The following is a 14,786-nucleotide window of genomic DNA, read 5'->3' as shown; positions in this document are numbered from 1 at the left end:
GTGGTGATCGCTCGAACACCGTGTCCGTTTCCCGCCAGCGAGCCTCACGACCGGCGGCAATGCTGGGTGGCGTAGGACAAGTTATCCGCGCGATGAGAGGACCACTCGTGCAGCATCGGGTACACACCGTGATCGACAGCCCGGTCGGGTCGCTCACGCTGGTCGCGGCGGACGGCGCGCTCGCCGGCATCTACATGGAGCAGCATCGCCACCAGCCGCCGTTTTCGACGTTCGGCGAGCGCGACCCCGGGCCGTTCGCCGGTGTCACCGAGCAGTTGACGGAGTACTTCGACGGCGGGCGCACCACGTTCGACGTACCGCTGGCGCTGGGCGGCACGGCGTTCCAGCGCATCGTCTGGGCGGCCCTGCGGGACATCCCGTACGGCGAGACGGTCTCGTACGGCGAGCTGGCCGAGCGGATCGGGCGGCCCACCGCATCCCGCGCCGTCGGCCTCGCCAACGGCCGCAACCCGGTGAGCATTATCGTGCCGTGCCACCGCGTCGTCGGCTCGACGGGCGACCTGACCGGCTACGGCGGCGGCATCGAGCGCAAGCGATACCTGCTCGACTTCGAGCGCGGGCAGGCGACCGGCGCGTCGGGCACGCCCGTCCAGACTGCGCCGCGATCGGCCGGGTCGGGTCCGCGCGAGTCGGGACCGGCCGGGTCGGGACCGAGCGAATCGGAGTTGCCGGTACCGGTGACGGCTGGCACCCTGCACGAGTGACGCCACTGCGATACCTGACCGGCGACGCGAGCAGCCCGCAGGCGAGCGGACCGAAGATCATCGGTCACATCTGCAACGACCTCGGCGGGTGGGGCAAGGGTTTCGTCCTGGCCGTCTCGCGTCGGTGGCCGGAGCCCGAGCGCGACTACCGCGAGTGGCACCGGGGTCGTGCCGGAAACGAGTTCGGCCTCGGTGCGGTCCGGCTGGTGCAGGTCAGGCCCGACATCTGGGTCGCCAACATGATCGGTCAGCATGGCATGAAACGCGGCAGCGCCGGCCCGCCGATCCGGTACGAGGCCGTCCGGCAATGCCTGTCCGCGCTCGGCGAGCACGCGCTGCGGCTGCGCGCGTCCGTTCACCTGCCACGCATCGGCTGTGGCCTCGCCGGCGGCAAGTGGGAGCGGATCGAGCCGCTGATCAGCGAGGCGTTGTGCGCCCGCGGGATCGCGGTCACGGTCTACGACTTCGACTGAACGCTCGCACGAGGTGTCGGGGACTTGGGGCCGCCTGCCGCCGGTGAAAACCAGGTGGCTGCGGCGTACCTCCTGGGTAGGGTCGGGCAATGCTCGAGCTGAAGCGGCTGACCGCCGATCACGCCCCGGCGGTCCTGGCCTTCGAACTGGCCAACCGCGCCTACTTCGCCGCCTCGATCTCCGACCGTGGCGACGACTACTTCGACCAGTTCACCGATCGGTACAACGCCTTGCTGGCTGAGCAGGAAGCCGGCATCTGCGCCTTCCACGTGCTCGTCGCCGAGGACGGATCGGTGCTCGGCAGGTTCAATCTGGTCGACATCGAAGACCACACCGCGGAACTCGGCTACCGGGTCGCGCAGCGGGTTGCCGGCCGTGGCGTGGCGACCGCGACGGTCCGGGAGCTGTGCCGGCTGGCGGCGGCCCAGTACGGGCTGCACACGCTGCGGGCGGCCACCACCCACCAGAATGCCGCGTCGCAGAGGGTGCTGACGAAAGCCGGGTTCGTCCCGATCGGGCCGGCCGACCCGGCCCACATCGGCGGTAAGCCAGGCACGTGGTATCAGCGCGACCTGGAGCGGGCTGGACGGTCCGATCCCGCGTAGGGCATGTCCGCGAGCCCCGAACCGGCCGCCCGGCGCGCGCCGGTAGTGTCGGCGTAGCGCTCTCGCGATCGCGGGCGTAGCGGTCTCGCGGATCGCACCAGGGCAGCGGCGGGGGGTCAAGGATGGCGCGATCGGGTACGTCGTGGAAGCAGTTGCCCGGGCCGGCGCGGGGCATCGGGCTGGCGATCGGCGAGGCCGTCACGGCGGCCGGCGACCGGGACCGGGACGCCTACGACGCCGCCACGGAAGAGCTGGCCGCGTCCCTGCCGGAGTACTCCGGGCAGGTGCTCGCCGCCCTCGTCCGCACCCTGCTGGAGGAGCAGCACCCGGACGGCCTGGACAGCGACGACATCCAGCTCGTGTTGGGCCGCTGCTACCGGGCCGCGGCAGCGTGGCTGCCCGCCGACCGCCTCGACGTCACCACGCTCGTCGCTGTACTGGCCAGCGCGCTGGGCATCCACGAGCCCGGCGTCACGTACGAGGACGTCACCGGGCCACCGGCCGCCGCGGCCGACGACTGGGTGGGAGACCCGACCGGCGGCCACGTGTACGGCGGCGCCGGAAATCAGCCCGCGGACCAGCTCGTACCGAGCCGGGTACCGACCGCCGCCGGGTACGCGGGGCACGCACCGCTGCTCATCGCCGACCTGCTGGCGGCGGCCCGGCGGCGGCTCGACGGGTACCTGGACGCGGCATTCGCGGAGATCGCCCGGGCCGAGACGATGGAGATGCCTTAGGTTCCGGCCTGAGCCGGCGCACCGGCGAGGACCGCGGCCGGCGGTTCGGCCGGCGCCTCGGGCAGTATCCGGTCGCGCGCGGCGAGCAGCCCCACCACCAGTTCGGCGGCGGTGACCACGAGCAGCAGCCCGAACGGTACGGACCAGCCACCGGTCGCGTCGTGCAGCAGCCCGACGGTGACCGGGCCGGTGGCGGCGAACAGGTATCCGGCGCACTGGGCCAGCGCGGACAGGCGCACCGCCGTCGGCGGCGTGGCCGCCCGCGCGATCGTGAAGTACAGCGCCAGGCCCAGCGCCGCACCCTGGCCGAGGCCGAGCAGTCCGGTCCAGATCACCGCCGTGCCGAGCGGGGCCAGCCACGCGCCCAGGATGCCGACGGCGCACACGCCGACCGCGGGCGCCACGAGGACCCGGTGGTCGGCACGCCGGTGGGCGAGGACCGGGGCCAGCATCGCGGTGACCAGCCCGGTGATGCTGAGCATGGACACCAGCAGGCCGGCCTGGGCGGCGCTGCTGCCCCGGTCCCGGAACAGGGTGGGCAGCCAGGACAGTGTCGAGTAGTAAGTCAGGCTCTGCAGGCCCATGAACGCCGCCACCTGCCACGCGAGGGCGGATCGGGACGGGCGGGTGGTGCCCCCGCCGGGCGCCGGGCGGGCGGCCGGACCGCGGCGCGTCTGTGGCAGCCAGAACACCAGGGCGATCAGCGCGGGCAGGCACCACAGGCCCAGGACGACGAACCACGAGCCGCCCGCCGCCCGGTACAGCGGAACGCTGGTCGCCGAGCCGAGCGTCGCGCCGACGTACAGCGACAGCAGGTACAGGCCCATGAGCAGCCCCGCGTGCCGGGGCAGGCGCCGCTTGATGAGCCCGGACAGCAGCACGTTCATCACCGCGATGGCGGCGGCGCCGGCGACCGTCGCGGGAAACAACAGGGCGCCGGGCAGCGCGGCGCGCCCGGCCAGCCCGCAGGCCAGCAGCACCAGGGCGCCGGCCAGTACGCGCTCCTCGCCGAAGCGCCGGGCCAGCGGCGCGGCCACGGCGGAGAACACCCCGAACGACAGCACCGGGATCGTGGCCAGCAGCGACACCTCGGCCGAGGACAGGTGCTGGTGCGACGACAGCTCCGGGAACAGCGGGGGCAGGCTGGTGACCGCCGGTCGCAGGTTGAAGGCGAGCAGCAGGATGCCGGCGACGAGCCAGCCGGTGTGGGCGAGCCGGCTTCGGCCCGCGGCCGGGGTCGGCTGGGTGAAGCGGGTCGTCATGCCTCGGGTACCTCCGGGTCCCGGTTTCCGGACAGCGTTCGCAGCGTCTCGGTGAGGTGTGCGGTCGCGGCGCGGGCCGCGCCCTTCTCGTCGCCGGCCGCGATCGTGTCGTACAGCCGGTGGTGCCACACCGACGGCCGGTGGAACAGGTGCTCGTCGTCCAGGACGCCCTCGATGCTCGCGCCGAGGCTGCCGGCGAAGCCGCGGTAGAGCGTCTCCAGCACGGGGTTGTGCGCGGCGACGGCGATGGCCTGGTGGAACGCGACGTCGGCGGGGACGAACGCCTCCCGGTCGTGTTCCCGCTCGGCGGTGTCGCGACGCGCCAGCGCCTCGGCCAACTGTGTCAGGTCGTCGGGGGTGCGCCGGCGCGCGGCCAGTCGGGCCAGCTCGGCCTCCAGGGGGCGGCGGGCCTCGAAGACGTGGATCAGCTCGGCGGTCTTCAGGTGCTGCCGGAGCACGGCCTCGACCTCGGTCGGGGCTTTGACGAAGGTACCGTCGCCCTGCCGCACCTGCAGCAGCCCGGTGTGGGCGAGCGACCGGACCGCCTCCCGAACCGTGTTGCGGCTGACACCCAGAGTGACGGCCAGCACAGGTTCGGCCGGCAGCCGGGAGCCCACCGCCCAGCGGCCGCTGGCGATCTCGCCGCGGATCCAGTCGATGGCCTGGTCGACCAGCGAATCACGGCTGATGACGGGCATCTCCCGGCTCCTCCCCGGACGACCATCCACCACAGACGTCCAATGATTGGACGATAGCTCGGGGCGAGTCGGGTGCTTCAGCGTGGCCGGGTCATGGTTTGGTAGCTCACACCAGGGGGCACGGTGGTGCCTGCCGATGGCGAGTGGGGTGGGTGGGGTATGGAACGCGGGCAGCCACAGGCGCCGGATGAGTCACCGCTGCCGGATGAGCTGCAGCTGCCGGATCAGCCGGTGCCGAGCCAGCAGGACCGGTCGGTCCCGGGCCGGCGCAAGGGCGCGCACCGCCGCGCCGAGGCGGCCCGGGCCGCGGGGGCGGGTGCGGGCGTCGAGACGGGTCCGGGTGATGAGGCGGGTCCTGCGGCCGGGCCGGGCGATGAGGGGACTCTCGCGGCCAAGACGGGCCCGGGCGAGGAGGCCGACCGGGGCGAGGAGGCCGACCGGGGCGATGACGTCCGGCCGGCGCCGGACGGGCCGGGACGCGAGCCGGAGCCGGGGGAACCACCGGTCGCCGAGCCGGCCCGGGAAGCGGTGCGGGCCGCGATCCACGAGGCCGAAGAGCTGACCGAGCAGCAGCCGGTCCTCGGCGCCCCGGGCCGGCCGATCAACCGGCGCTCACCGTTCACCGTCGGGTTGCTCGGAGCGGTCGGGGTCGGCGTCGCGTACGTGTTCGGCCGGATCCTGATCGACGCCAGCTCGGTACTCGTACTGATCGGGCTGTCCCTGTTCCTGGCGATCGGCCTCGATCCGGCGGTGCAGTGGCTGATGCGTGCCCGGCTGCCCCGGTGGGCCGCGGTGCTCGTGGTGGCCCTGGTCACCATCGGCCTGGTCGGCGGGTTCCTCGCCGCGGCCATCCCGCCACTGGTCTCGCAGGCCAGCCAGTTCGCCCACGAGCTGCCCGGGTACGCGGCCCAGCTGCGCGACCACAGCACCACCCTGGGCCGGCTGGATGCCCGGTTCCATCTGCAGGACCGGCTCAACAAGGCGGTCTCGTCGCTCAACGCGGGCGACGTGTTCGGCGGGCTGCTGGGCGCGGGCAAGGTCGTCCTGTCCACCACCGCGTCCACGTTCACCGTGCTGGTGCTCACCGTGTACCTGCTCGCCGACCTGCCGCGGATCCGGCGGCTGATGTACCGGCTGATCCCGGCCAGCCGGCGTCCGCGCGCCATCCTGCTCGGCGACGAGATGTTCACCAGGGTCGGCGGGTTCGTCCTCGGCAACCTGCTGACATCGCTGATCGCCGGCGCGGGCACGTTCGTCTGGCTGGTCATCTTCCACGTGCCGTACCCGATCCTGCTGGCGCTCGCGGTGGCCATCCTCGACCTCGTACCGGTCGTCGGCTCCACCGTCGGCGGGATCGTGGTGAGTCTCGTGGCGCTGACCGTCTCGGTACCGGTGACGGTGGCCACGCTCGCCTTCTACGTGGTGTACCGGCTGGTCGAGGACTACCTGATCGTGCCGAGGATCATCGGTCGTACCGTGCAGGTGCCGGCCACCACGACCGTCCTCGCCGTGCTCATCGGCGGCGCGGTGCTCGGGTTCGTCGGCGCGCTGATCGCCATCCCGGTCGCGGCCGCCATCGGCATCCTGCTGCGCGAGGTCGCCTTCCCCCGGCTGGACCGCTCCTGACCGGCCGGCCCCGCAGCACCGGCCGGCCCCGCAGCACCGGTCAACCGCGTAACACCGGCCGGCCCCGCGACACCGGCCGGTCCGACAGCGCCGGTCAGTCCCACAGCGTCCCGAACGCGGCCAGCCGGTCGGCGTACTCGATCCGCGACGCCCACTCGGCGGGCCATGCGGCCATCCCGTGCGCGGCGCCGAGGAACGCGCCGGCCAGGCACGCGATGGAGTCCGAGTCGCCGGAGGTGGCCGCGCCCCTGGCCACGCCGCCGACCGGGTCCGACGCGTACCGCACGGCACACCACAGGCCGGTCGCCAGCGCCTCCTCGGCGATCCAGCCCTCGCCGGTGCCCTGGCACGGGTCCCCGCCGTCGTCCGGCGTGGCCAGGGCGGCGTCCAGCCGGTCCAGCGCGGCCAGGCACTCGTCCCAGCCCCGGGCGATGAACCCGGACTCGGAGTCGATCCCCGGCAACTGCCACAGCGACCCCAGCCACTCGTGCCGGTAGACCGTCCGCTGCTCGTGGCAGCGGGCCCGGAGCAACCCGGGAACGTCGCTCAGCGCGGCTCCCTCGCGCAGTACCCGCACCGCGTACCCGGTCAGTTCGCTGGCCGCCAGCGCGGTCGGGTGCCCGTGGGTCAGCCCCGCCTGCAACTGGGCCACGCCGGCGAAGGTGTCCAGGTCGTACCCGGCGACCAACCCCACCGGCGCGACCCGCATGTTCGCGCCGCAGCCCTTCGACCCGGTCACCGACGCCCGCTGCCACGGCACGTCCCGGGACAGCTCGGCGCAGGCCCGCAGGCAGGTGTTGCCGGGCGCGCGGTTGTTGTCCGGGCTGGCCGCCCACTCCAGGAAACGCTGGCGCAGCGCCTCGGCGAGCGCGCCGGGCTCCGGCTCGGGCACGTCGCGCAGCGCGGCGGCGACCGCCAGCGTCATCTGAGTGTCATCAGTGACCAGGGCGGGATCGCCCGTCAACTCGCGCGGCCCGCCACGCCCGTACCGCTGCTCGATGTCCGCGTACCGCAGAAACTCCGTCGGCTTCCCCAGCGCGTCGCCGTACGCCAGCCCGAACAAGCACCCCGATGCCTTCGTCACCACGTCTCCTCACGTCCCAGCGGGAACGCAGCTTAGCCGCGCACGGCGGGGTGGGCAGCCCGGCGCTTGGCGGGAAGCCGCGGGGTGCGCCGACCGTGCCGACGGTGCCGGCTTGACAGCGGTTATTGCATGGCTATTCAATAATCGTGTGGCACGCCCGAGGAAGGTCAGCGACGAGCGGTTGGTGGCGGCGGCCGGCACGGCGATCGGCCGGCTCGGCCCCGGCTTCACGCTCGCCGACGTCGCCGCCGAGGCGCAGGTCAGCGCCGGCACGCTGGTGCACCGCTTCGGGTCCAAGCACGGCCTGCTGCTGGCCATGCTGCGTGCCGCGACCGCGGACGCCCGGGCGGCGCCGGCCGGGGCACCCGTCGCCGACCCGGTCGCGGCGGTCCGGGACGCGCTCGTCGAGCGCTACCGGCCGCTCGACGATCCCGGGTCCGCGGCCAACAACCTGGCACAGCTCGCGGCCGACCTGTCCGACGAGCGGCTGCGGGCCGGGATGGCGGAGTTCTACGACGCGGTACGGGCGGGCACCCGCGCGCTGCTGCGCCGGGCGGTGGACGCCGGGGCGCTGCCCGGGGCACCACCGGTTCCGGTGGCGGCCCGCATCCTCACCGCGGTCGCCGACGGCGCGGCCATCCACTGGTCCACCGATCCGCGCGGCAGCCTGCGCCACCGGCTGGCCGCCGATCTCGACGCGATCCTGGCGGGCTGGCGGCGCCGGCCCACCGACGACTGAGGGGGAGAACAGGAAATGGCAGACACACCACCGGTCGCGCCGGGGCCGGACGCCCTGCGCGGGCACGTCGCGCTGGTCACCGGCGCGACCCGGGGAGCCGGTCGGGGCATGGCGGTGGAGTTGGGCGCGGCCGGGGCGACGGTGTATGTCACCGGGCGCAGCACCCGCGCCGGGCGCAGCGAGTTGAGCCGGCCGGAGACCATCGAGGACACCGCGGAACTGGTCACGGCCGCCGGTGGCGAGGGCATTGCGGTTCGCTGCGACCACACGGTACCGGCGGATGTCCGCGCGCTGGTCGACCGGATCGAGGCGGAGCAGGGCGGCCGGCTCGACACCCTGGTCGACGACACCTGGGGCGGCGACCAGTGGATCGAGTGGAAGCCGATCTGGGAGCACGACCTCGATCGCGGGCTGCGTGCGGTGCGCAACGGGCTGGAGACGCACCTCATCACGCTGCACACGGTGCTGCCCCTGCTGGTGCGGCGTGGCTCGGGCCTGGTCTGCGAGATCACCGACGGCGACGACATGTTCAACGACCGCTACCGCGGCACCATGTTCTTCGACCTGGTCAAGGTGGCCATCACCCGGCTGGGCAAGATGCTGCACGACGAGGTCTCGCCGCACGGCATCACCTCGGTGTCGCTGACGCCCGGGTTCCTGCGCTCGGAGGAGATGCTGGAGCACTTCGGCGTGACCGAGCAGAACTGGCGGGACGGCATCGCGCAGGACAAGTGGTTCGCCATCTCGGAGACGCCGTCGTACATCGGCCGGGCGGTGGTCGCGCTGGCCTGCGACCCGGACGTGTCCCGGTGGTCCGGCAAGGCGCTGTCGTCCGGCCAGTTGGCCCGGCACTACGGCTTCACCGACCGGGACGGCTCGCGGCCGGAGTGCGGCCGCTTCTTCGCCGACGCGTACTTCGGCGACAAGCCCGACGCCGACGTCGCGGACTACCGCTGAGCGCTTCCTCCGGCCGGCCTTCCGCGCGCCGCGCGCAAGCCGGCCGGAGGAACCGGGAGGCGGCCCGCTATCCGCAGGTCAGCACCGGGTCGGCCCAGTCGCCGTGGTCGTTGCCGTTGCCGTCACCCCCGTCGCCGACGACCAGGTCGAGCACCTGCCCGCCGGCCACCGGGACGTCCAGGGCCACGGCCGCCGACGACCCGCGCAGTACCGGTGTGGTGACCAGTACCCGGCCGTCGAGGACCACGCTGAACGTGACCGTGCCGGCCCCACCGGTCTCGTGGTCCACGCCCACGGTCGCGGTGAACTCGGTGCACGTGCCGGCGAGGTAGACCTGGACGTCGCTGGGGGAGTTGGTGCCCAGGCCCTTCGGGTACACGGTGGTGCCGATGGTCAGCGGCCTGCCGTCGCCGGGGGAGTTCTCGCCCACGCTGGTGTCGCGCTCCACCGGACCCCAGCCGTTGGTCGCGGACAGGAACGGCAGGTCGCTCACCGGATCCCGGCCGGCCGGCGGCGGGGCCGGGACCGCGCCGACGATCCGTTCGTCGCGTGGCTTCGCGGTGTGCCCCCGTTGGGTGAGCCGGGCGGTGGCGGTCAGCGCGTTGGCCGCGGGTACCGTGCCGGCCGGGGCGGTGACCGTCCAGGTGAACGTCGCCGACCGGCCGCCCGGGATCTCGTCGACCGACCGGGGCGTGGAGCGCGAGCTGAGCGTCCACCCGTCGGGTACGTCCAGGGTGGCGGTGACCTGCCGGGCCGCCGGCGCACCGGCCGGTACGGCGACCGCCGCCGTCGCGGTGAACCGCTGCCCGGCGCTGACCGAGCCGGGTACCCGCAAGGTGACGCCCGACTGCGGGGCGGGCGGCGTCGCGTACCGCGCCCGGTCGTACCCCGGTGCCGGGTTCTGCCCGACCGACAGCGAGGACGCGTAGCTGCCGTAGTCCGTCAGCGCCACGGTACCCAGGCCGCCGGTGGACGCGTCGAGGTTCCACACCGCGATGGTGACGGTGTCGCGGCCGTCCGGGTTCAGCACCCCGTTCGGAATCGGGAAGCTGTGCTGCGGTCCGAGGTAGTTGACGTAGTTGCCCAGATCCCAGCCGTTGACGAAGATCTCCGCCCGGTACCGGCGGGACGGGTCGTCGGTGACGGTCAGGCCCAGCGACGTGTCCTGGCCCTTCGGCAGTTTCAGGGTCACGTCGGTGGAGTACCAGGACACGCCGGGGGTCGGATCGCTGGCCGGCAGCGTCACCGGCGCCCAGCCGGCGGTCGGGTACCCGGGCAGGTACCAGCCGGCCCGCTCGCCGTGCAGGCCGCCCACGTTCAGCGGGCCGCGCACCGGGTCGAGGGGGTCCTCACCGTCCCGCACGCCCTGCAGCCGCCAGGTGACCGTGTTCAGCGGCGCGCCGGCCAGCGAGGCTCCGGTCAGCCCGCGGGCGGCCTTGTTGCCGTTGGACGCGTTGTAGTCCTCTTCGTGGCCCATGTTCACGGTCAGGACGGACAGCACGTTGTCGCCGCTGTCCTTCACCGTGCCCGGCGGGAACGGGTAGGTGTGCGGGCCGTCCGACGTGGAGCTGCCGAGGAAGGTGCCGTTGAGCCAGACCGACGAGGCGGCGGCCCGCCCGCCGCTGGCGGCCGACAGCGTGATGCCGGTCTCCGCACCGGTGGCCGCGAACCGGCCCCGGTACCAGGTGCTGCCGGTGTGGAAGCCGTAGTCGTCGGCGAACAGCACCGGCAGCGTACCCGGCGTGGTCGCGCTGTTCGTGGTGGTCTTGTCAGCGACCTGCCAGGTGGAGTCGTCGAAGCCGGGCTGGGCCTCGGGCGAGTCCTCTGTGTGCCGCCAGCCGGTCAGTGCCGGCAGGGTGACCGGCGCAGCCACGGGCAGGGTCCCGGTTCGGCTGCCGGTCGCGCTCGCCGCGGTCGTCACCGGCCGGCCGTTCCAGGTGATGGTCTTCGCGGCGCTGAACACCTCGACCGACCCGTCCGTGCCGACATCGCCGGTGAGCGCGAGCGTCGAGCCGTGCGCCGTGGCGCCGCGCAGCAGGTGGGTGCCCCGGACGAGGACGGGGCCTTGGGCGGTGTCCTGCCGCCAGAACGTCTTCGCGGTGTCGGTGTCGGCCAGCAGCAACAGCAGCGGGCGGGAGCCGCCGTCGATCTGTACCCGGGTCAGGCCGGTGTGGCTGTAGTTCAGCCGCAGGTCGCCGGTCGCCGGGTCCCAGGTGCTCGCGACGGTGCCGCCGGTGGCGGTGACCGCCGGCCGGGTCGGGTACCGCAGCACGGTCTCCCCGTCGGTGCCGTGGTCGCCGTAGAGCACCGCGACCTCGCTGCCCTTGATCGTCGCATCGGTCATGATCTCCGAGGTGCTGTACCGCAGCTGGTTGCCGCCCAGGTCGTACCCGGCCACGATGATCTTCGACTCGCGGCCGTTCAGCGAGATGGCGGTACCCGGCTGCTGCGGCACGGTGTAGACCGGCGCGGTCGGCCCCGACCCGGTGGCGACGTCGATCGCGTCGATCGGGACGTAGGCGCCGGTGGCCGCGGCGTCCCTGGTGCCGTCCACGACGACCGACAGCATGTGCGGCCCGGCGGCCAGCCCGGTGGCCCGGTACCCGACGTACTGGAACTGCTTGCCGGAGGCGTACAGGTCGACGGTCTTCACCTTGACCCCGTCGAGGTACACGTCGGCGTACCCGTGACTCGGGTCGGTGGAGGTGACCCAGGTGACGCCGGTACCGGTGAACGGGACGGAGACGCTGTCGCCGGCCACGGCCGAGAACGACTCGGTCTTGTCGTAGTCGCCGCCGGTGTAGTTCTGGTTGGCGACATGCGACCAGGTGCCCGTGTAGGACAGCGCCGGGTCGGTGTCGTCGTAGGTGTAGCCGGGCTTGGCGCCGAAGTCGATGGTGACGTGCGTGGTGTCCGCGGCGGTCGACGTGGAGTCGGTGTGCCGCAGCACGTGGAACTGGGTACCGGTGTCCGGGTTGCGCCGCGCGGTGTCGACGATCCTGGCGTTGTCGGTGCCGGCGGCCGGGATCGCGTCGGTCTTGGTCAGCGGCGCGACGGCGTGGGTGAAGTACCCGATGAGCTTGTCCTCGTCGTACTTCGGGTCCAGCTGCCGGGTCTCCCGGATGGCCGCGCCGTAGTCGTAGGAGGTGTAGTTCTCCGGCTCGCCGAGCCAGCCCCAGTTGGTGCCGCCGTAGGTCATGTAGAAGCTCTGCGACGTCGCGCCGACCGCGATGTTCTGCTTGTAGAACACGTCGGCGAACTGGTCGTTGATCAGCTGCGCGCACTTGTCGTAGCCGGGGCCGCCCCACGGGTCGAACGCGCCGCCCTGGAACTCGGCGGTCGCCAGCGGCTTGCCGGCGACGTGGTCGTAGCTGATGTCGGGTACGCCGCTCCACCTGGTCGGATTGGAGCAGTTGAAGCCCTGCGGGTACGAGTCGGCGGCGTCCACGTCGAGGGCGGCGTCGCCGGAGTTGAACGTGCCGTTGTTGTTGCCCACCAGCGGGACGGTGATGCCGTCGGCCTTTGCCTTGTCCTCCAGGTGTTTCAGGTACGACCGGCCGGCCGCGTCGCCGTTGTAGTACTCGTTCTCCACCTGGTACTCGATGACCGTGCCGCGGCCGTCGGTCAGTTGGTGGCGCGCGAGGATCCGGTCGATCTGCGTCTGCCACTCGTCGGAGTACCTCAGGTAGTCGGGGTTGTCGCTGCGGGTGTTGCCGGCCTTGGTGGACAGCCAGCCGGGGAAGCCGCCGCCGTCGACCTCGGCGTTGATGTACGGGCCGGGCCGCGCGATGACGTAGATGCCCAGCGCGTCGGCCTGGTCGAGCAGCTTGTCGACGTCGCGCACGCCGGTGAAGTCGTACACGCCGGGCGCCGGGGAGTGGTACCCCCAGTCGAAGTACAGCGACACCGCGTTGAAGCCGGCCGCCTTCATCTTCTGCAGCACGTCGAGCCACAGGCCCTGGCTGGGCAGCCGGAAGTAGTGGAACTCGCCGGACCACAGGTAGGTGCGCCGGCCGTCGACGAGGAACGAGTACCCGTCGTACGTGACGGTGTGCGCGTGGCCGTGCTGGGCGGCCGGGGCGGCGGACGCGGTGCGGACGCCGGTGCTCATCCCGAGCACGAGGGCGAGGACTGCGCCGAGGATGAGAAGAAGGCGGGGACGGCGAGATCGCGCCGGCATCGCACAGACCTGCTCGTGGACCACCACAACCTCCGGGGACGGTGTTTGGGTTTGGTCGAGCTAGTCGAATTGTGTCGATGATGTTACCCGGCGCGATCGTGAGCACAAGCCTGTGCGTCCGCCGTACGGTCACTGCCAGTCGCGCGACGGCGGCCGTACCGGCAGCCGCAGCGGCGTGAACTTGTCCGCGACGAGGTTGACCACGCCGTCGCCCTTTTCCAGCATCCCGCGCACCAGCAGCGCCGAACTGGTCCGCACCACCTTCCTGCTGCGCTGGTACAGGCCCTGCGAGCAGACCACGTTCACCATGCCGGTCTCGTCCTCCAGGTTGAGGAACGTGACGCCGGACGCCGTACCCGGCCGTTGCTTGTGGGTGACCAGGCCGCCGACCAGGACCCGGGTGCGGTCCGGCACGTCGGGTAGCGCGGTGACCGCGACGGCACCGACCCGGTCGAGGTGCGCGCGGGCGAACGCGACCGGGTGCGTGTCCGGCGACAGGCCGGTCGCCCACACGTCGGCGACGAGTTCGTCGATGGCGTCCATCCCGGGCAGCGTGGGCGCGTGCACGCCGGTGACCGTGCCGGGCAGCCGCCCCTCGCGCTCCTGCGCGGCGGCGCCGGCCGCCCACAGCGCCTCGCGGCGGGACAGGCCGAAGCAGGCGAACGCGTCCGCGGTGGCCAGCGCCTCCAGGTGCGCGGTGGACAGCCGGGCCCGCCGGGCGAGGTCGGCCATGTCGCGGTACGGGCCGTGGTCGCGCCGCTCGTCCTCGACGCGCTGGGCCACGTCGTCGCCGAGGGTACGCACGCTGGACAGGCCCAGCCGCACGACCGGGCCGCCCCGGCCCCAGGCGCCCGGCGGCTCGCCGGGTTCGGCGCTGCTCCTCGTGGCCGGGGTGGTCTCGAGCACGGCGTCGGCGCCGCTTGCGTTGATGTCCGGACGCAGGACGGTGACCCCGTGCCGGCGGGCGTCGTCGACCAGCGACTGGGTCGAGTAGAAGCCCATCGGCTGGGCGTTGAGCAGGGCTGCGCAGAACGCGGCCGGGTGGTACCGCTTGAGCCAGGCGGACGCGTACACCAGGTACGCGAAGCTCATCGCGTGCGACTCCGGGAACCCGTACGAGGCGAACGCGGCCAGCTTGTGGTAGAGGTCGTCGGCGAGCGCCCCGGTGATGCCCCGTTGCGCCATCCCGTCGTACAGGCGGTCACGCAGCCGGGCCATCCGCTCCGTGGACCGCTTGGACCCCATCGCCCGGCGCAGTTGGTCGGCCTCGGACGGGCTGAACCCGGCGACGTCGATGGCCAGCTGCATCAGCTGCTCCTGGAACAGCGGGACGCCCAGGGTCTTCTCCAGCGCCGGGCGCATCAGGTCGTGCGGGTAGGTGACCGCCTCCCGGCCGTTGGCCCGACGGATGTACGGGTGGACCGAGTTGCCCTGGATCGGTCCGGGCCGGATCAGCGCGACCTCCACGACGAGGTCGTAGAACGTCGTCGGCTTCAGCCGGGGCAAGGTGGCCATCTGCGCCCGGGACTCGACCTGGAACACGCCGACCGAGTCCGCGCGGCACAGCATCTGGTACACCTCGGAGTCGTCCAGCGGCATCGTGGACAGGTCCAGCTCGGAGTCGATCATGTCGAACGCGTAGTGCAGTGCCGACAGCATGCCCAGCCCGAGCAGGTCGAACTTGACCAGTCCAACCGCCG

Annotated in this window: 12 protein-coding genes; 7 read left to right on the top strand and 5 right to left on the bottom strand. The window is 72.8% G+C overall.

Features of this window, described 5'->3' with window-relative positions:
- The first annotated feature begins 92 nt into the window (after nt 1-92).
- The 4 genes from Raf01_RS50570 to Raf01_RS17465 all read left to right on the top strand — a co-directional run bounded on the left by Raf01_RS50570 (nt 93) and on the right by Raf01_RS17465 (nt 2,540).
- The gene (locus tag Raf01_RS50570) at nt 93-725 is read left to right on the top strand and encodes a methylated-DNA--[protein]-cysteine S-methyltransferase (RefSeq protein WP_275412997.1); all 633 of its coding nucleotides are present in this window, start codon (nt 93-95) and stop codon (nt 723-725) included.
- Entirely contained in the window at nt 722-1,198 is a 477-nt protein-coding gene (locus Raf01_RS17475) for a macro domain-containing protein (protein ID WP_203918971.1), read from the top strand. The genes Raf01_RS50570 and Raf01_RS17475 overlap by 4 nt, the downstream gene beginning before the upstream one ends.
- Nucleotides 1,199-1,287: 89 nt before the next feature.
- Nucleotides 1,288-1,803, top strand: a complete 516-nt coding sequence (locus tag Raf01_RS17470; protein ID WP_203918970.1) for a GNAT family N-acetyltransferase — start codon at nt 1,288-1,290, stop codon at nt 1,801-1,803.
- Between the two features lie 122 nt (nt 1,804-1,925).
- Nucleotides 1,926-2,540: a hypothetical protein gene (locus tag Raf01_RS17465; protein WP_203918969.1), complete on the top strand. Its 615-nt coding sequence runs from the start codon at nt 1,926-1,928 to the stop codon at nt 2,538-2,540.
- Here Raf01_RS17465 and Raf01_RS17460 read toward each other — a convergent pair.
- Complete coding sequence (locus tag Raf01_RS17460) at nt 2,537-3,802, bottom strand: CynX/NimT family MFS transporter (protein WP_203918968.1); 1,266 nt, start codon at nt 3,800-3,802, stop codon at nt 2,537-2,539. The genes Raf01_RS17465 and Raf01_RS17460 overlap by 4 nt on opposite strands.
- A complete protein-coding gene (locus Raf01_RS17455; RefSeq protein ID WP_203918967.1) occupies nt 3,799-4,500 on the bottom strand; it encodes a FadR/GntR family transcriptional regulator in 702 nt (233 codons plus the stop codon). Before Raf01_RS17455 ends, Raf01_RS17460 begins: the two co-directional genes overlap by 4 nt.
- A 159-nt stretch (nt 4,501-4,659) precedes the next feature.
- On the opposite strand from Raf01_RS17455, the gene Raf01_RS17450 reads away from it, so the two are divergent.
- On the top strand, nt 4,660-6,126 hold the full coding sequence (locus Raf01_RS17450) for an AI-2E family transporter (protein WP_203918966.1): 1,467 nt from the start codon (nt 4,660-4,662) through the stop codon (nt 6,124-6,126).
- Between the two features lie 94 nt (nt 6,127-6,220).
- Here the strand turns inward: Raf01_RS17450 and Raf01_RS17445 are convergent, their stop codons facing one another.
- Entirely contained in the window at nt 6,221-7,213 is a 993-nt protein-coding gene (locus tag Raf01_RS17445) for an ADP-ribosylglycohydrolase family protein (protein ID WP_203918965.1), read from the bottom strand.
- 145 nt (nt 7,214-7,358) lie between these two features.
- On the opposite strand from Raf01_RS17445, the gene Raf01_RS17440 reads away from it, so the two are divergent.
- Both Raf01_RS17440 and Raf01_RS17435 read left to right on the top strand, forming a co-directional pair.
- A complete protein-coding gene (locus Raf01_RS17440; RefSeq protein ID WP_203918964.1) occupies nt 7,359-7,949 on the top strand; it encodes a TetR/AcrR family transcriptional regulator in 591 nt (196 codons plus the stop codon).
- A 15-nt stretch (nt 7,950-7,964) separates the two neighbouring features.
- Nucleotides 7,965-8,906 (top strand): SDR family oxidoreductase, encoded by a 942-nt coding sequence (locus tag Raf01_RS17435; protein ID WP_203918963.1) that lies wholly within the window; start codon nt 7,965-7,967, stop codon nt 8,904-8,906.
- Nucleotides 8,907-8,973: 67 nt separating this feature from the next.
- Here the strand turns inward: Raf01_RS17435 and Raf01_RS17430 are convergent, their stop codons facing one another.
- Nucleotides 8,974-13,086: a beta-galactosidase gene (locus tag Raf01_RS17430; protein ID WP_203918962.1), complete on the bottom strand. Its 4,113-nt coding sequence runs from the start codon at nt 13,084-13,086 to the stop codon at nt 8,974-8,976.
- 129 nt (nt 13,087-13,215) lie between these two features.
- On the bottom strand, nt 13,216-14,786 hold a 1,571-nt coding region (locus Raf01_RS17425), incomplete at its 5' end, for a helix-hairpin-helix domain-containing protein (protein WP_239133685.1).

The organism is Rugosimonospora africana (genome assembly GCF_016862975.1).
GTDB classification, from domain to species: Bacteria; Actinomycetota; Actinomycetes; order Mycobacteriales; family Micromonosporaceae; genus Rugosimonospora; species Rugosimonospora africana.
The sequence above is the reverse complement of the archived record's forward strand: the minus strand, read 5'-3'. Positions and strand labels throughout refer to the sequence as shown.